Source organism: Stenotrophomonas maltophilia group sp. LNF247, from assembly GCF_054083135.1.
Genome location: NZ_JBSRQL010000006.1, coordinates 205,332 through 221,642 on the forward strand (window position 1 = coordinate 205,332; position 16,311 = coordinate 221,642).

General features: G+C 68.5%; 14 protein-coding genes. 4 read left to right on the forward strand and 10 right to left on the reverse strand.

All coding sequences use genetic code 11. The features are described from left to right. The first annotated feature begins 22 nt into the window (after positions 1-22). The 3 genes from ACTXG9_RS08770 to ACTXG9_RS08780 are packed head-to-tail and all read left to right on the forward strand — an operon-like array spanning position 23 to position 5,698. Positions 23-1,276 (forward strand): TolC family protein, encoded by a 1,254-nt coding sequence (locus ACTXG9_RS08770; RefSeq protein ID WP_111098839.1) that lies wholly within the window; start codon positions 23-25, stop codon positions 1,274-1,276. Beyond that, positions 1,273-2,478, forward strand: a complete 1,206-nt coding sequence (locus tag ACTXG9_RS08775; RefSeq protein ID WP_111098840.1) for an efflux RND transporter periplasmic adaptor subunit — start codon at positions 1,273-1,275, stop codon at positions 2,476-2,478. Before ACTXG9_RS08770 ends, ACTXG9_RS08775 begins: the two co-directional genes overlap by 4 nt. Positions 2,479-2,488: 10 nt before the next feature. Then, positions 2,489-5,698 carry an efflux RND transporter permease subunit gene (locus ACTXG9_RS08780; protein WP_456115844.1) on the forward strand — a complete coding sequence of 1,070 codons (3,210 nt, stop codon included), beginning with the start codon at positions 2,489-2,491 and terminating at the stop codon, positions 5,696-5,698. A gap of 89 nt (positions 5,699-5,787) precedes the next feature. Here ACTXG9_RS08780 and ACTXG9_RS08785 read toward each other — a convergent pair whose 3' ends face one another. The 8 genes from ACTXG9_RS08785 to ACTXG9_RS08820 form a co-directional block, all read right to left on the reverse strand. Then, positions 5,788-7,560 carry a DUF885 domain-containing protein gene (locus ACTXG9_RS08785; RefSeq protein ID WP_111098842.1) on the reverse strand — a complete coding sequence of 591 codons (1,773 nt, stop codon included), beginning with the start codon at positions 7,558-7,560 and terminating at the stop codon, positions 5,788-5,790. Between the two features lie 526 nt (positions 7,561-8,086). Continuing rightward, positions 8,087-8,434 (reverse strand): lipid-A-disaccharide synthase N-terminal domain-containing protein, encoded by a 348-nt coding sequence (locus tag ACTXG9_RS08790; RefSeq protein ID WP_058979230.1) that lies wholly within the window; start codon positions 8,432-8,434, stop codon positions 8,087-8,089. Continuing rightward, positions 8,434-9,156: a glycosyltransferase family 2 protein gene (locus ACTXG9_RS08795; RefSeq protein WP_111098843.1), complete on the reverse strand. Its 723-nt coding sequence runs from the start codon at positions 9,154-9,156 to the stop codon at positions 8,434-8,436. Before ACTXG9_RS08795 ends, ACTXG9_RS08790 begins: the two co-directional genes overlap by 1 nt. Before the next feature lie 90 nt (positions 9,157-9,246). Then, positions 9,247-10,212: an NAD-dependent epimerase/dehydratase family protein gene (locus ACTXG9_RS08800; RefSeq protein ID WP_019661750.1), complete on the reverse strand. Its 966-nt coding sequence runs from the start codon at positions 10,210-10,212 to the stop codon at positions 9,247-9,249. Between the two features lie 85 nt (positions 10,213-10,297). Continuing rightward, positions 10,298-11,221, reverse strand: coding sequence for a ParB/RepB/Spo0J family partition protein (locus ACTXG9_RS08805; RefSeq protein WP_005411652.1), 924 nt, complete (start codon positions 11,219-11,221; stop codon positions 10,298-10,300). Continuing rightward, positions 11,221-12,018 carry a ParA family protein gene (locus tag ACTXG9_RS08810; protein WP_019661751.1) on the reverse strand — a complete coding sequence of 266 codons (798 nt, stop codon included), beginning with the start codon at positions 12,016-12,018 and terminating at the stop codon, positions 11,221-11,223. The genes ACTXG9_RS08805 and ACTXG9_RS08810 overlap by 1 nt, the downstream gene beginning before the upstream one ends. A gap of 113 nt (positions 12,019-12,131) precedes the next feature. Next, the gene (gene rsmG / locus ACTXG9_RS08815; RefSeq protein WP_111098844.1) at positions 12,132-12,770 is read right to left on the reverse strand and encodes a 16S rRNA (guanine(527)-N(7))-methyltransferase RsmG; all 639 of its coding nucleotides are present in this window, start codon (positions 12,768-12,770) and stop codon (positions 12,132-12,134) included. A 39-nt stretch (positions 12,771-12,809) separates the two neighbouring features. Next, on the reverse strand, positions 12,810-13,409 hold the full coding sequence (locus ACTXG9_RS08820; protein ID WP_019661752.1) for a 4'-phosphopantetheinyl transferase family protein: 600 nt from the start codon (positions 13,407-13,409) through the stop codon (positions 12,810-12,812). An 84-nt stretch (positions 13,410-13,493) separates the two neighbouring features. Here ACTXG9_RS08820 and ACTXG9_RS08825 point away from each other — a divergent pair, with 84 nt between their 5' ends. Beyond that, on the forward strand, positions 13,494-13,745 hold the full coding sequence (locus ACTXG9_RS08825; RefSeq protein WP_005411656.1) for a GlsB/YeaQ/YmgE family stress response membrane protein: 252 nt from the start codon (positions 13,494-13,496) through the stop codon (positions 13,743-13,745). Positions 13,746-13,826: 81 nt separating this feature from the next. On the opposite strand, the gene xth is transcribed toward ACTXG9_RS08825, so the two are convergent. Both xth and ACTXG9_RS08835 read right to left on the reverse strand, forming a co-directional pair. Further along, positions 13,827-14,594 (reverse strand): exodeoxyribonuclease III, encoded by a 768-nt coding sequence (gene xth, locus ACTXG9_RS08830; protein ID WP_111098845.1) that lies wholly within the window; start codon positions 14,592-14,594, stop codon positions 13,827-13,829. A gap of 174 nt (positions 14,595-14,768) precedes the next feature. Beyond that, positions 14,769-16,178, reverse strand: coding sequence for a coniferyl aldehyde dehydrogenase (locus ACTXG9_RS08835; protein ID WP_134735314.1), 1,410 nt, complete (start codon positions 16,176-16,178; stop codon positions 14,769-14,771). Positions 16,179-16,311: the final 133 nt, after the last annotated feature.

The window sequence follows — 16,311 nt, forward strand, 5'->3', positions numbered from 1 at the left end:
CACTCACAACCGGAATCCCCCTATGTCGATCCTGACACCTCGGTCGCCGCGTGCGGCCGGGCTGGTCGTCGCCGTGTTGCTGGGCCTGGCCCCGGCGGCATCGGTGATGGCGCAAGCCGCCCCCTCCTACGACACCCTGCTTGAACGCCTGGACCAGCTGCCCGGCACTCGTGTGGGCACGGCACTGGCCGAGGCCGCCGATGCGCGCGCCGACCAGGCCCGTGCGCTACCCAACCCCTCCCTTTCCTGGTCGGCCGAAAACGCCTGGGGCTCCGGCACCTACCGCGGCATGGGCAAGGCCGACACCGTACTCACCCTGTCCCAGCCGCTGGAGGTCTGGGGCCAGCGTGGCGCGCGCGTTCGTGCCGCCCGTGCCGAGGCCCAGGCGGCCAACCTGCGTGGCGCGCAGAGTCGCAGCGACGTGGCCAGCCAGCTGGCGGTGGTCTATGCACAGGCGGAAAGTGCACTGCGCCGCTACACCCTGGCCGAGGAAGCACTGTCACTGACCCGCGATGACGCCAACGCCGTCAACGCCATGGTCAAGCAGGGCCGCGAACCACAGCTGCGCGCGGTGCAAGCGCAGAGCGAAGTAGCCAATGCCATGGCGTCGCTGGATGAAGCACAGGCGTTCCGCGATGCCGCGCTGGCCCGCCTGGCCGGTGCTGCACTGCTGGATGCGCCGGTGCAGTCGATCGACAACAGCCTGCTCGACCGCGCACCACCGCTGCCGCGCGGTGCCACCGATACCGCACTGGCAGTGCGCATTGCCGAAGCCGAAGCCGATGCGGCGAGCAAGCTGGTCGACGTGGAGCGCAAGCGCGCCCTGCCCGACCTCAGCGTCACCGCCGCACAGACCCGCTTCCGCGAAGGCGGCGAGCGTGCCTACAACCTCGGGCTCAGCCTCAGCATCCCGCTGTTCGACCGTAACCGCGGTGGCATCCGCGCCGCCAATGCCGACCAGCGCGCGGCCGAGGCACGCCTGGACCAGCAGCGCCGCGACAGCGAGGCCGCACGCCTGTCCGCCGTGGCCGGGCTGAAGGCGGCCGGCAGCCGCACCCGTGCCGCCGATGAAAGCGTGGTCGCCGCCGAAGAGGCCTACCGCCTTGCACGCATCGGCTTCGACGCCGGACGCATCTCGCAGCTGGAACTGCGCAGCACGCGCAGCGCCCTTATCGCCGCCCGCGCCGCCGCCGTGGATGCGCGCCTGTCGCGCGTCGGCGCGGAAATCGATCTTGCCCGCCTCGAAGGGCGCGCACCTTTTGTGGAGGCCCCATGACTCTCTCCCGTACCTTCCCGCTGATCGGCGGCGTGCTGCTGACCGTGCTGCTGGCCGGCTGCGCCGGCAATGCGCAGACACCTGCAAATGAAGACCCCGCCGCGGCCAAGGCCGGCACCGACGATGGCCATGGCCACGCGACCGACAGCAAGGAAGCCAAGGCGGAAGCCGCCAAGGCGCCGGCTGGCGCCGATGAAGGCGTGGTGCCGCTGACCCCGGAGCAGATCAAGGCGTCCGGTATCGAGGTGGTCGCCATCGGCCGCGGTGGCGGTGGCTCGACGCGCCTGTCCGGCCGCGTCGAGCCGTCGGTGGGCGCACGTGCCTCGGTGGCGTCGACCGTTACCGGCCGCGTCGAACGCGTGCTGGTCGCACCGGGCACCGCAGTGAAGCAGAACCAGGCCCTGGCCATCGTGGTCAGTGGCGAAGCGGCGGTGTTCCGTGCCAATGCGCTGGCCGCCTCGGCCGAAGCCGAGGCCGCGCGCCTGGCCTATGGCCGCGACAAGGCGCTGGTCGACCAGGGCGTGGTCGCGCGCCAGGAGATGGAAGCCTCGCGCGCACGTTCGCTGGCGGCACAGGCCCAGGCCGCTGCCGCGCAGGCCCAGGCCGCCGCCAACGGCGCGCCCGATGCCAGTGGCCGCGTGCGCATCACCAGCCCGGTGGCCGGCATCGTCGGTAACGTGCAGGTCACTCCGGGCGGTGTGGTCGCCGCCGGCAGTGCAGTCGCCGATGTCGCCGACCCGTCGATGAACGAGCTGGTGTTCACCGCACCGCCGGCGCTGGCTGCACAGGTCACGCCGGGCATGAAGCTGGAAGTGAGTGTGCCGGGGGGCAGCTTCACCGCCACCGTCACCGGCTCGGCCGCCGATGTCCGCCAGCAGGGGGGCGTCGCGGTGATCCGCGCCACGCCGGTCGATGCGCCACTGCCGCCGGCCGGTTCGCCGGTGTCAGCCGTGGTGGTCACCGAAGGCCAGGACGGTTCGCTCAGCGTGCCCGCCGATGCGGTGCAGAACGTCGATGGCAGCAGCGCGGTGTTCGTCGCCGTCGAAGGCGGCTTCAAGGCGCAGCCGGTCCTGGCCGGGCGCCGTGCCGGTGACCGCATCGAGATCCTCGGTGGGTTGAGCGGCAGCGAACGCATCGTCGGTGCCAACGCCTTCCTGCTCAAGGCCGAACTGGCCAAGGGCGAAGCCGAGCACGGCCACTGAGGAGGCGACCATGTTCAAGCTGATCATTGAAACAGCGGTGCGCCACCGCTGGCTGGTGGTGTTCATGGCCGCGCTGATCGCCGCCGTGGGCCTGTTCCAGCTCGGCAAGCTGCCGATCGACGCGGTGCCGGACATCACCAACCGCCAGGTACAGATCAACACGGTGGCGCCGGCGCTGACCCCGGAGCAGATCGAGCGGCAGGTGACCTATCCGCTGGAAACCGCGCTGGCCGGCATTCCCGGCCTGACCACCACCCGTTCGCTGTCGCGCAATGGCTTCTCGCAGGTCACCGCGATCTTCACCGATGCGACCGACATCTACTTCGCCCGCCAGCAGGTGGCCGAACGCATGCGCGAGGCATCGGAGGACCTGCCCGATGGTGCGTCGCCGATGCTGTCGCCGGTCACCACCGGCCTCGGCGAGGTGCTGATGTGGACGGTGGACTTCACCGCGTTCGATCCGGCCAGGCTGGCCAAGCCCGGTGAAGCCGGCTGGCAGGCCGGCGAGGTCTACCGCACGCCGGAAGGCAACCTGCTGCGCACGCCGGAAGAGCGCGCGACCTACCTGCGCACCGTGCAGGACTGGATCATCGCGCCGCAGATGCGCTCCAGCCCGGGGCTGGCCGGTGTCGATACGGTTGGCGGCTACGTCAAGGAATACGGCGTGCATCCGGACAGCGCCAAACTGGCCGCGCATGGCCTCGGCCTGGCCGACCTGGTTACCGCCCTGCAGCGCTCCAACGTGCAGGCCGGTGCCGGCTTCGTACAGCGTGCCGGCGAGGGCCTGGTGGTACGTGCCGACGGCCTGGCGCTGACCACCGACGACCTGGCACAGGCGCCGGTGGCGACCCGCAATGGCGTGGTGGTGCGCGTGGCCGATGTGGCCGACGTCGACCTGAGCCGCGCGCCGCGCCTGGGTGCGGCCAGCCGCAACGGCCACGAGGCCGTGCTCGGCACTGCGCTGATGATCGCCGGTGGCAACAGCCGCACCGTGGCGCAGGCCGCTGCGGCGCGCCTGGAACAGGTGAACAAATCGCTGCCGGCCGACATCGTGGCCGCGCCGGTGCTGGACCGTAGCGTGCTGGTCAATTCCACCATCAAGACCGTGGCCAAGAACCTCACCGAGGGCGCGCTGCTGGTAGTGGTGGTGCTGTTCCTGCTGCTGGGCAATCTGCGTGCGGCGACGATCACCGCGCTGGTGATTCCGCTGTCGTTCCTGTTCGCAGTGATCGGCATGAACCGCTTCGGCATCAGCGGCAACCTGATGAGCCTGGGTGCGTTGGACTTCGGCATCCTGGTGGATGGCGCGGTGATCGTGGTCGAGTCGACCCTGCTGATGCTGGGCCAGCGCCGCGCCGAACTGGGCCGTGCGTTGACCGCGATGGAGCGGCTGCGCGTGGCCGCCGATTCGGCAATGAAGATGGCGCGACCGGCGGCGTTCGGCCAGCTGATCATCCTGCTGGTGTTCGCGCCGATCCTCACCCTGGAAGGCGTGGAGGGCAAGACGTTCCACCCGATGGCGGCGACCTTCATGCTGGCCCTGGTCGGTGCCTTCCTGTTCTCCTTCACCTTCGTGCCGGCGATGACGGCGCTGCTGGTGCGCGAGCCGAAGCTGAAGGACGGCGATGCACATGCGGACGACGGCGAGCACGAGACCAGGCTGATACGCGTGCTGCGCGCGCGCATCGAGCCGGTGATCCGCAAGGCCGTCGCGCATCCGCGCACGGTGGTGGCCGGTGCGGTGATGATGGTGGTGGTGGGCGTCGGCGCGTTCTCGCTGCTGGGCCGTGAGTTCATGCCGACGCTGGACGAAGGCAACGTGGCGATGCAGGCCCTGCGCGTGCCATCGACGTCGCTGGAGCAGTCACTGGCCATGCAACTGGCGTTGGAAAAGGTGATTGCCAAGCAGCCGGAAGTGGAGACCGTGTTCTCACGTACCGGTACCGCCGAGGCGGCGATCGATCCGATGCCGACCAACATCTCCGACAGCGTGATCGTGCTGAAGCCACGCAAGGACTGGCCCGATCCGAAGTTGGACAAGGAAGCACTGGTGGCGCGCTTCGAGAAACTGGCCGGGCAGCAGCTGGGCAACAGCTTCGAGTTCAGCCAGCCAATCGAGCTGCGCTTCAACGAGCTGATTTCCGGCGTGCGTACCGACTTGGCCGTAATGATCTTCGGCGATGACTTCAGCCAGCTACAGAAGGTGGCCGACCAGGTGGCGTTGAAGCTGCGTGCGGTAAACGGCGCGGCCGACGTGCGGGTGGAACAGATCTCCGGCCTGCCTACGCTCAACGTAGCGATCGACCACGTGGCGGCGGCGCAGTACGGGCTGACCGCCGCGGACGTGAGTGATGCGCTGTCCACCGGCATTGGCGGCACTGCGGCCGGCAAGATCTTCGAAGGTGATCGCCGCTTCAACGTGGTGGTGCGCCTGGACGATGCCTCGCGCAACGATCCGGACCAGCTCGCGTCACTGCCGATCGCCACGCCGTCAGGGCTGGTGATTCCGCTGTCGTCGGTGGCGCGCATCACGGTGAGCGAAGGGCCGAACCAGATCAGCCGCAACAACGGCAGCCGCCGCGTGGTGGTGCAGGCCAACGTGCGTGGCCGCGACCTGGGCGGCTTCGTCGGCGAGGCACAGGCAGCGGTGGCCGGCGTGGCACTGCCGCCGGGTGCCTACCTGACCTGGGGCGGTCAGTTCGAGAACCTGCAGCGCGCGGAGAAGCGGCTGGCGACGGTGGTACCGGTGGTGTTCCTGCTGATCGGCAGTCTGCTGTTCATGGCGCTGCGCAGCGGCAAGGAAGCCATTCTGGTGTTCAGCTGCGTGCCGTTGGCGCTGGTCGGCGGCATCCTCGCACTGCTGCTGCGTGGCATGCCGTTCTCGGTATCGGCGGCGGTGGGCTTCATCGCCGTCTCCGGCGTGGCGACCTTGAACGGCTTGGTGTTGATGCAGGCGATCCGCGAGCGCCTCGACGCCGGCGACCTGCCGCTGCAGGCGGCGATCAACGGTGCCTCCAGCCGCATCCGCGCGGTGCTGACCACGGCGCTGGTAGCGATCGTCGGCTTCATTCCGATGGCGATTGCCAGCGGTTCCGGTGCGGAGGTGCAGAAGCCGCTGGCGACGGTGGTGATCGGTGGCCTGGTCACCGCCACCGTGCTGACCCTGCTGGTGCTGCCGACGTTTGCCGCACGCGTGGCCAAGCCGCGGGCGGTGGGGTGAGGTGAGAGGGGGTCGGAGCCCCGCCCTTCGGGCGGGGCTCTGACCCGATCGCATCACGCTCGCCGGGCATGGCCCGGCGACGCGTCGGGTCAGGCCTTCTTGCGTTCGGCGATGTAGGCCTGGATCTGCTGTTCCAGCACCGGCAGCGGCACCGAGCCCTGCTTGAGCAGGGTGTCGTGGAAACCCTTGATGTCGAACTTGTCGCCCAGCTCCTTCTCGGCCTGCGCACGCAGGCGCACGATGGCGATCTCGCCCAGCTTGTAGCTCAGCGCCTGGCCCGGCCAGGAAATGTAGCGATCCACTTCGGTGGTCACTTCATGCTCGCTCAGCGCGGTGTGGTCACGCAGGTAGGCCAACGCCTGCTCGCGGGTCCAGCCCTTGCTGTGCACGCCGGTGTCGATCACCAGGCGCGCAGCACGCCACATCTCGTAGGTCAGACGGCCGAAATCCTCGTACGGGGTTTCATAGATGCCCATTTCCACGCCCAGCTTCTCGCAGTACAGCGCCCAGCCTTCGCCATAGGCGGAGATGTAGGCGTTGCGGCGGAACTCGGGCAGGTTCTTCTGCTCGGCGGCGATGGCGCCCTGCAACGCGTGGCCCGGATCGGACTCATGCAGGGTCAGTGCCGGCAGGTTGTACAGCGGGCGCGACGGCAGGTTGTAGGTGTTGAGCCAGTAGGTGCCCATGCCACCGCGGCCGGCGGTCCAGAACGGCGCAATGTCCGGCGGCACCGGCACGATGGTGAAGCGGGCGCGTGGCAGCGTCATGTACTTGCCAAGCTGGCCATCGGCGCGCTTGGAGATCCACGCGGCACGCGACAGCAGCTCCTCCGGCGTCTTGGCGTAGAACTGCGGGTCGGTACGCAGGAAGGTCAGGAATTCGGCGAAGCTGCCCTTGAACTTCACCTGCTTGATGATGTCGTTCATTTCCTTCTGGATGCGTGCGACTTCATCCAGGCCGATGCGGTGGATCTCGTCCGGCGACAGGTCCAGCGTGGTGTATTCGTGGATCTGCTGCTTGTAGTACGCCTTGCCGTCGGGCATCGCTTCGGCGGCCAGGGTGGTGCGCGCCTGCGGCACGTACTCGTTGACGAAGAAGGTGCGCAGCTGCTGGAACGCCGGCACCACCTTGCCGCTGATCGCTTCACGCGCCTGCGCCTGCAGCCTGGCCTGTTCGGCCGCCGGAACGGTGTTGGGCAGCTTCTTGAACGGCGCGTACAGTGGCGACTCGGTCGGGTCCTTCAACTCGGCGACGGTGGCGATGGACACCTCGCGGCCATCGAGCACCGCGCGCGGCACGCTGAAGCCACGCTTCAGGCCGGCGCGCATGTTCTCTGTCTGCTGCCCGAAATAGCGCGGCACATCGTTCAGCCGTGCGATGTAGTTCTGGTAATCCTGCACGGTCTTCATCTCGCGCCGGGCCATGAAGGACAGGTTGGACCAGAACGAGGAGTCGGCGTTGAACGGCATCTCGTAGCCGCGCAGGCGCACCTCTTCGGCGAGGTTGAACACCTGGTCGCGGTAGATCGCGTAGTTGACCTGGTTGTCGGGCGACAGGGTCTTCGGGTCGATCTTCTTCAGCGCGGCGAGAGTCTCGTCCCACACCTTCAGGCGCGCCTGCTGCGCGGCCGGGCCGACGTCGGGCATGCGGGTGGCATTGGCCGGGGCGTCCTCGTCCTCGCTGGCCTCGCCGCCGCCATCCTGGCGCCACTTCCATTCCTTCTCGTACACCGCACGGAAGGCGGCATCCGCGGGCGATTCGGTGGCCACGCTGGCCGACGCGGCGGTGGCGGGCGGTGCAGCCAGCGCCACAGCGGGGGCGGACAGGGCGAGCAGCAGGGCAACGGCAAGACGGGTTTTCACGAGCACAGGTTCCCGGGAAGGCAGACCCCGATCATGGCACCGCCCACGGTCCAAGGCATGGGACGAAGGTCCTGCCTGCGCAGCAGGCAGGACCGGGAACCGCCCGCAGGCCGGGGACCCAGCGGCGCAGGCGCGTGGTAGAGCCGACTGTCAGTCGGCTGCTCTTCCGCCACATGCAGCAAAGCCCGCGCTCCGCGCGAAAGTCGACTGACAGTCGACTCTACCCACGGCGGGCAGGACCGGGCCCCGGCCGAAGGCACGTAGTAGGCCGACTGGGTAGAGCCGACTGTTAGTCGGCTGCTCTTCGGCCAAACGTGGCAAAGCCCGCGCTCCGCGCGAAAGTCGACTGACAGTCGACTCTACCCACAGCAGGCAGGACCGGGCCCCGGCCGAAGGCGCGTGGTAGCGCCGACTGGGTAGAGCCGACTGTTAGTCGGCTGCTCTTCCGCCAAACGTGGCAAAGCCCGCGCTCCGCGCGAAAGTCGACTGACAGTCGACTCTACCCATGGCAGGCACCCCGCAGGCCTCAGTGGCTGGCCTTGTCGCGCTTCCAGCCGCGGTGCTTGATGTCCAGGTGCAGGCTGTACAGCGCGGTGAACGCCGGGAACAGGTTCTGCAGCACACCCACCGAGTCCTGCTTGGCCGAGAACAGGAAGTAGCTCAGCGTCATCAGGCTGCCGATCACGCTCATGTACCAGAACAGGCGCGGGATGACGGGCTTGCCGGCACGCTTGGAGGCGATGAACTGGACCAGCCAGCGGCCGCCGAACATCAGTGCGCCGGTGTAACCGATCAGCTTCCAGCCGGTTACATGCAGGCCGGTCCAGTACAGCCAGGTCAAGGGCTGATCCAGCCAGTGAAGCTCCAGATCCATCAGCGCTCCTCCACCGCGGTGCGCTTGCTTCGGGTGATCAGCCAGGCCACGCCACGCAGATCGCGGATGCCGACCAGCGCACGGCCGAGGTTGTTGTACTTGGACACGCCAGCGGTACGGTGGCGGTGGTTGACCGGCACACTGGTGGTCTTCCAGCCGGCGCGCTGCATCAGCGCCGGCAGATAGCGGTGCATGTGGTCGAAATACGGCAGGTCGAGGAACGCGCTGCGTTCGAACAGCTTGATGCCGCAACCGGTGTCGGGGGTGTCGTCGCGCAGCATGCGCGCACGGATGGCATTGGCCCAGCGACTGGCCCAGCGCTTGCTGCTGCTGTCCTGCCGGTTGACGCGCCAACCGGCGAACAGCTTCACCTGCGTGTCGGCGGCGTCGCGTGCGGCGAGCAGCTTGGGAATATCGGCCGGATCGTTCTGGCCATCGCCATCCAGGGTCGCGATCCACGGCGCCCGCGCATGCTTGACGCCGGTGCGCACCGCCGTGCTCTGCCCGCTCTGGTTCACATGGTGCAGCACGCGCAGTTCCGGGGTGGTTGCCTTCAGCCCCTGCAGCACCGCCAGGGTGTCATCACGCGAGTGGTCGTCGATGTAGACGATCTCGAACGGGACTCGGCCACGCAGCGCAGCGGTGATTTCGGCGACCAGCGGGGCAACATTGTCGCGCTCGTTGAACACCGGGACGACAACGGAAAGCTCGGGTTGGCTCATAAGGCACTCGGCCAAAGGGGGGACAAAGACCGCGCATTCTCCGAAACCGAGGTTATCCGAAGATGAACCCGGCGGCGTGAGGATCCGTCCTCAGGCGCGATCGCCAAAATACTCGCGGCACCACAGCACCACAGGCGGCAGGCCTTGTTCGATCGGGGTCACCGCATCGAAGCCGAAAGCGTCATGTGCGCGCCGGGTATCGGCCATCGTGCGCACCATGTCGCCCGGCTGCATGGGCTTGTAGACCTTCTGCGCAGGGCGGCCGGCCGCCTGCTCGATCACGCTGATGAAGCGCTCCAGCTCGACCGGCGTATGGTTGCCGAGGTTGAACACCCGGTGCGGCACCGGGCCGTCGGCCGGATGCGCGAGGGCACCGAGGATACCGGACACGATGTCGGAGACATGTGTGAAATCGCGCTGCATGCGGCCTTCGTTGAACACGTCGATCGGCCGACCGGCCAGCACCGCGCGCGAGAACAGCAGCGGTGCCATGTCCGGCCTGCCCCACGGGCCATACACGGTGAAGAATCGCAGCCCGGTGGCATGCAGGCCGTACAGCTGTGCGTAGGTGTAGGCCATCAGCTCGTTGGCCGCCTTGGTCGCCGCGTACAGCGAGCGCGGCTGGTCCACGCGCTGGTCCTCGGAGAACGGCGGCGTGGCCGAGTCGCCATACACCGAACTGCTGGAGGCATACACCAGGTGCTGCACGCCACGGTGGCGGCACAGCTCGAGCATGTTGACGAAGCCGACCAGGTTGCTGTCGACGTAGGCCTGCGGGTTTTCCAGCGAATAGCGCACGCCGGCCTGTGCAGCCAGATGGATCACGGCGGTCGGCTTCACTTCGTCGAACAGCGCGGCCAGGCCTTCGTTATCGGTCAGGTCCAGCGTGCGCAGGTCCAGCGCCGGGCACAGCGCGGCCACGCGGTCACGCTTGATCTGCGGGTCGTAGTAATCGTTGAAGTTGTCCAGACCGACCACGGCCTGGCCGGCCTCCAGCAGCGCGCGGGCGGTGTAGGCACCGATGAAGCCGGCAGCGCCGGTAAGCAGGATGGTCATCGCGGGTCTCGATCAAAGCACCCCGCTGCCATCGGCGTGGCCGACGTCGCGGGGATGCGTCGGCCGGCGTGATGTGGCGCCGGGTTCAGCCCTGGCGCGTACGCAGCTTTTCCAGCACGCCGTCCAGGGTGTCCAGATCGGTGTAGTGGATGATCAGCTTGCCCTTGCCGCCACGGCCGTGGTTGATCGCCACCTTGGCACCCAGCGCTTCGGACAGTTCGGTTTCCAGCGAGGCGATGTCGGCCTGCTGCACCTTCGGCGTCGCCACCGGGCGGTTGCTCGGCACCTTGCCGGCGGCGAAGGCCTGCGCACGGCGCTCGACCTCGCGCACCGACCAGCCTTCATCGGCCGCTTCCTGCGCCAGCTTGCCGGCCAGCTCGGGAGCCAGGGTCAGCAGCGCGCGGGCGTGGCCCATTTCCAGGCGGCGGGTTTCCAGCAGCAGCCGGATCGCCACCGGCAGCTCCAGCAGGCGCAGCAGGTTGGACACCGCCGCGCGCGAGCGGCCGACGGCCTCGGCGGCCTCGGCATGGGTCAGGGTGAACTCGCTGATCAGGCGCTGCAGCGCCTCGGCTTCTTCCAGCGGGTTGAGGTCTTCGCGCTGGATGTTCTCGATCAGCGCCATCGCGATGACGGTGCGGTCTTCCAGCTCGCGCACCACCACCGGCACTTCGTCCAGCCCGGCCAGCTGCGATGCGCGCCAACGGCGTTCACCAGCGACGATTTCGTAGTTGCCCGCCGGCAGCTGGCGCACCAGGATCGGCTGGATCACGCCCTGCGACTTGATCGAGTCGGCCAGCTCGGACAGCTTGCCCTCGTCCATCTCGCGGCGCGGCTGGTACTTGCCCGGCTGCAGCTGGCCGACCGGCAACTTGCGCAGCACTTCACCCGGCAGCGGCTCGATCACCGCGGTGGTGGCCTGCACCTGGCTGACCGCGCCCTTCGGGCCCAGCAGCGCGTCCAGGCCACGGCCGAGGCCTCGCTTCTTGGCTGCCGGCTTGCTGCTGGTCATCAGACGGTCTCCACGGCCTTGCCGGCCTTGTTGCGTTCGTTGTTGCGGCGGATGATCTCGCCGGCCAGGCCCAGGTAGGCCACGCCACCGCGCGAGGCGCGGTCGTAGCCGACGATGCTCTGGCCATGGCTGGGTGCCTCGGCCAGGCGCACGTTGCGCGGCACGATGGTGCGGAACACGCGGTCGCCGAAGTGCTCGGTGAGCTCGGCCGAGACCGCATTGGCCAGGTTGTTGCGCACGTCGAACATGGTGCGCAGCACGCCTTCGATCTCCAGCGCGGGGTTCAGGCTGGTGCGCAGCGCTTCGATGGTTTCCACCAGCGCGCTCAGGCCTTCCAGTGCGTAGTACTCGCACTGCATCGGCACGATCACCGAATCGGCGGCGGCCAGCGCGTTGAGCGTCAGCAGCGACAGCGCCGGCGGGCAATCGATCAGGATGTAGTCGTACTCGTCGCGGATCGGCGCCAGCGCGCGCTTCAGCCGCTGCTCGCGCTCGCTCTGGCCCATCAGCTGGATCTCGGCGGCGGTCAGGTCGATGTTGCCCGGCAGCAGGTCGTAGCCTTCGGCGGTCTGCACGCGCACATCGGCGGCGCTGTTCTCGCCCAGCAGCAGATCGCAGGTGGAGGCCGCCAGCTCACGCTTGTCCACGCCGCTGCCCATGGTCGCGTTGCCCTGCGAGTCCAGGTCGACCAACAGCACGCGCTTGGGTGCGTTGGCCAGGGAAGCGGCCAGGTTGACGGCGGTCGTGGTCTTGCCGACGCCACCCTTCTGGTTGGCGATGGCGATGATGCGGGCCATGCGGGTGTGCCTCGTCGACGGATGGTTGGGACCGGTCATTATGCGTACAACCGGCCCCTTGCGGAAATCGTGGATCGCCAACCCGTTGTTCCACAAAGGGCTGGCGGCGCGAATCAGGGACCTGCAACGGTGACCAGGTGGCGTTCGCCGGCCAGGCCGGGCACGCTCAGCGGGGTCACCTCACGCACCTGCCAGCCAGCCGGCAGTTCCGCGATCTCCTCATGCGGGTAGACGCCCTTCATGGCCAGCAGCACGCCGCCGGGCCGCAGCAGGTGGCCACCGACGCGGACGATGCCGGCCAGGGTGTCCATCGCGCGGGCGGTCAGCTGGTCATAACGGCCGGCCTCGTCCAGCGCCTCGGCGCGCGATTCGGCGACGCGGGCATTGCCCAGGCCGAGCTGGCGCACGGCCTCGCGCATGAAGCGCGCCTTCTTGCCGTTGCTCTCGACCAGGGTGACCTGCAGGCCCGGGCAGGCGATCGCCAGCGGGATGCCCGGCAACCCGGGACCGGTACCGAGGTCGGCCAGGCTGCCATCAGCCACGAACGGCTGCATCGCCAGCGAATCGAGCAGGTGGCGGGTAACCATCTCCTGCGGGTCGCGGATGGCGGTGAGGTTGTAGGTGCCGTTCCAGCGGTGCAGCAGGGCCAGGTAGCGCAGCAGCGGCGGCGCCAGCGCGGCGTCCAGGCCCATGCTGGCCAGGCCCTGTTCCAGCGTGGCAGCCACGCTGGCGGGAAGTGGGTGTTCGCTCATGCCGCCATTATCGCCGGTTTTGCGCGCTGATTCCCCGCTTCAGTGCGGATACCAGGCCAACGCCGCACGGAACTGGCCGCTGGCCTGCCATTCGTGCAGGTGCCAGCGCGCGGCCTCGCCCAGTTCCAGGTCGCACCAGCGCAGGTGCAGGGCGCCATCGGCCCCCGGCGCCAGCTGCAGGCGGTGCAGGCCGAACGAGATGCCCTGGCCGTGCGCCTTCAGGATCGCCTCCTTGACGCACCACACGCGGAAGAACCAGTGCTCGCGGTCGGCCTCGTCCAGGCGTTCCAGCCAGGCCACCTCCTGCGGGTGGAAGAAGCGCCGCACGATTTCCAGAAGACGCGGCCGCGGCCGCAGCAGTTCCAGGTCCACGCCCAGCCGCACGCCTTCGCCCAGCGCCACCAGCAGCACCTCACCGCTGTGGCTCCAGCCGGTCCCGTAGTGGGCCAACGGGCCGCTCAGCTCCGGCCGGCCCTTGTCGTCACGGACCAGTGGCAGCGTCTGCGGATCGGTGCCCAGCGCCTGCGCCAGTACCTGCCGGGCCTGCGGTTCACCGCGCTGGCCCGGCACGTGCGGGCAGCGCCAGACCGTCACCGGGCCGAAGCGCCAGGGGCCGTCGAGGGTGGCTGGCAGGCTCATCCGCACGCGCCCATCACGCAATTGCACGACGGGTTCACAGCCGTGCGCGTCAACTGGTCACAGTTCCCCACCGGAGGTTCGATCATGGGCATCATCATCTGGCTGATCGTCGGCGGCATCGTAGGCTGGCTGGCCAGCATCATCATGAAGCGCGATGCCCAGCAGGGCATCATCCTCAACATCGTGGTCGGCATCGTCGGCGCGCTGATTTCCGGCTGGCTGTTCGGCGGTGGCATCAACGAGGCGATCACCATCCGCACCTTCCTGTTCTCGCTGATCGGTGCGGTGATCCTGCTGGCGATCGTCAACCTGTTCACCCGCAAGAGCATACGGTGATCTGAGGGGTAGCGCCGGGCCATGCCCGGCGTCACCCTGCCGCCGCTGCGCTCGCCGGGTATGCCCCGGCGCTACCTCAACTCAACCCAGCTGCACCCACGCCGGCGCATGGTCGCTCGGGCGTTCCCAGGTGCGCGGCTCGCGGTCGATGCCCGAAGCCACCGCACCGCTCTTCAGCGCATCGGAAACCAGGGTCAGGTCGATGCGCAGGCCCAGGTTGCGACGGAAGCCGGCGGCGCGGTAATCCCACCAGCTGAAGGTACCCGCCTCGTCGTTGTGCAGGCGGAAGCCATCGTGCAGGCCCAGCTGCAGCAGCTTGTTGAGCGCGCCACGCTCAGCGGTGGAGGTCAGGATGTGGTTGTCGTTCCACACCTCCGGGTCGTGCACGTCGCGTGCGTCCGGGGCAATGTTGAAGTCCCCCATCACGATCAGCTTCGGGTGCCGCTGCAGCTCCTGCGCGATCCAGGCGTGCACCGCCTCCAGCCAGCGCAGCTTGTAGTCGTACTTGTCGGTACCGATGTCCTGGCCGTTGACCACGTACAGGTTGATCACGCGCAGGTCGCCGAAGGTACCGGCGATGACGCGCTTCTGCTCGTCCTCGAAGCCGGGAATGCCGATCTGCACGTCCTGCGCAGGCTCACGCGACAGCAGCGCCACGCCGTTGTAGGTCTTCTGGCCGGCGAACACGCTGCGGTAGCCCGCGGCGATCAGCGCCGAATCGGGGAACTTGTGGTCCTCCAGCTTGGTTTCCTGGATGCCGACGATGTCCGGGCCGAAGTCCTTGAGCCACTGTTCCAGGTGCGGCAGGCGGACATTGAGCGAATTGACGTTCCACGAGGCGATTTTCATGCGGGCATTCTAACCGGGTGGCCGGGATGGGGGTCGGCCCGGATTCCCGTGTAGAGCCGAGCCCACGCTCGGCTGCATTGATCGGCACCCAGCCAGGAGCAGCCGAGCGTGGGCTCGGCTCTACAGAAGAATCGGCCCGGGCCCTGATTCAGTAGAGCCACGCCCTGCCTGGGTTCACCGCAGCAGCAGCTTCAACAACCCCGCAATCTTCGAATACGGCGGCCGCAGCCGGTCACTGGCGGCCCAGCGCGACTGCCACAGCACCGGCAGCCGCTTGCTCATCGCATCGAACCCGGCCCGGCCGTGGTACGCGCCCATGCCACTGGCCCCCACCCCGCCAAACGGCAGGCCATCGGCGGCGAAGTGCAGCAGCGTGTCATTCACCGTCACCCCACCGGCCACCACCTGGCCGAGGATGCGCTCCACCGTCGCGCGGTCCTGGCTGAAGGGGTACAGCGCCAGCGGGCGGTCACGCGACAGCACGTCGGCCAGCGCGGCATCCAGGTCCGGATAGGCCCGCACCGGCAGAATCGGCCCGAAGATTTCCTCACGCATCAGGTCCAGGTCATCCGGCGGATCCAGCACCACGGTCGGCACCAGCAGACGCTCGCGGTCGGCGCGCGCGTCATCCACCTGCGCCAGCGGAATCACCGGCATGCCGCGTTCGCGTGCCTGCGCCAGGTACCCCTGCAGGCGCCGGTACTGACCCTCGTTGATGATGCGGGTGTAATCGTCGGCATCGCTGAAGTCGCCATAGCGCTCGCGCACCTGCTGCTGCAGCGCCTGCACGAACTCGCGCTGGCGCGCGGTATCGATCAGCACGTAATCCGGCGCGATGCAGGTCTGGCCGGCGTTGAACCACTTGCCGGTGGCCAGCCGCGCGGCGGCTTTGTCCAGCGGGAAATCGCGGCAGACGATCGCCGGCGACTTGCCGCCCAGTTCCAGCGTGACCGGCACCAGATGCTCGGCGGCGGCGGCCATCACCTTGCGGCCAACGGCCGTCGAGCCGGTGAACAGCAGATGGTCCAACGGCAGCGACGACACCGCTGCGGCCACCTCCGCCCCGCCCTGCACCACCGCCACCCGATCGGGCGGGAACACGCTGGCCAGCAGATCGGCCAGGAACGCACTGGTGCGCGGCGTGTGTTCCGAAGGCTTCAGCAGCACATGGTTACCCGCAGCGATGGCGGTGGCCAAAGGCACCAATGCCAGCGTGACCGGGTAGTTCCAGGGCGAGATCACCCCGACCACGCCCAGTGGCGTCGGCCGCAGCTGCGCGCGCGCTGGCCACAACTTCCATCCCGCCGATGCCCGCTGCGGCTTCGACCAGCGCCGCAGGTGGCGGCGCAGGTGGTCGATGGCCGACAGCACGCTCATGCCATCGGCCAGCTTCGATTCAACGTGGGCGCGATGCCCGAAGTCCTCGGCGATGGCCTGCGCCATTTCGTCCAGGCGTGGCTTCAGCCCCTCGCGCAGGCGGCGCAGGTCGGCCTCACGCTGGTCGAGCGTGGGGCGCTGCGACTGCCAGGCGCTGCGCAGGGTGTGCAGGATGGCGGGGAGCTCGGCCGGGGTGATGGTGGTCATGGGCCGACTATACGGGGTGCCGCGCATCGCCATGGTAGTGCCGGCCGCTGGCCGGCAATGGGTTCATGTCTGCGGAGATTCATGGGGTTGCCGGCCAGCGGCCGGCACTACCGGAATGCGAGCCGAAATGACG

What these genes read in the sequence shown, in the direction of transcription:
- ACTXG9_RS08770 (WP_111098839.1), top strand. Translation starts at nt 23, where the DNA reads ATGTCGATCCTGACACCTCGGTCGCCGCGTGCGGCCGGGCTGGTCGTC.
- ACTXG9_RS08775 (WP_111098840.1), top strand. Translation starts at nt 1,273, where the DNA reads ATGACTCTCTCCCGTACCTTCCCGCTGATCGGCGGCGTGCTGCTGACC.
- ACTXG9_RS08780 (WP_456115844.1), top strand. Translation starts at nt 2,489, where the DNA reads ATGTTCAAGCTGATCATTGAAACAGCGGTGCGCCACCGCTGGCTGGTG.
- ACTXG9_RS08790 (WP_058979230.1), bottom strand. Translation starts at nt 8,434, where the DNA reads ATGGATCTGGAGCTTCACTGGCTGGATCAGCCCTTGACCTGGCTGTAC.
- ACTXG9_RS08795 (WP_111098843.1), bottom strand. Translation starts at nt 9,156, where the DNA reads ATGAGCCAACCCGAGCTTTCCGTTGTCGTCCCGGTGTTCAACGAGCGC.
- ACTXG9_RS08800 (WP_019661750.1), bottom strand. Translation starts at nt 10,212, where the DNA reads ATGACCATCCTGCTTACCGGCGCTGCCGGCTTCATCGGTGCCTACACC.
- ACTXG9_RS08805 (WP_005411652.1), bottom strand. Translation starts at nt 11,221, where the DNA reads ATGACCAGCAGCAAGCCGGCAGCCAAGAAGCGAGGCCTCGGCCGTGGC.
- ACTXG9_RS08810 (WP_019661751.1), bottom strand. Translation starts at nt 12,018, where the DNA reads ATGGCCCGCATCATCGCCATCGCCAACCAGAAGGGTGGCGTCGGCAAG.
- rsmG (WP_111098844.1), bottom strand. Translation starts at nt 12,770, where the DNA reads ATGAGCGAACACCCACTTCCCGCCAGCGTGGCTGCCACGCTGGAACAG.
- ACTXG9_RS08820 (WP_019661752.1), bottom strand. Translation starts at nt 13,409, where the DNA reads ATGAGCCTGCCAGCCACCCTCGACGGCCCCTGGCGCTTCGGCCCGGTG.
- ACTXG9_RS08825 (WP_005411656.1), top strand. Translation starts at nt 13,494, where the DNA reads ATGGGCATCATCATCTGGCTGATCGTCGGCGGCATCGTAGGCTGGCTG.
- xth (WP_111098845.1), bottom strand. Translation starts at nt 14,594, where the DNA reads ATGAAAATCGCCTCGTGGAACGTCAATTCGCTCAATGTCCGCCTGCCG.
- ACTXG9_RS08835 (WP_134735314.1), bottom strand. Translation starts at nt 16,178, where the DNA reads ATGACCACCATCACCCCGGCCGAGCTCCCCGCCATCCTGCACACCCTG.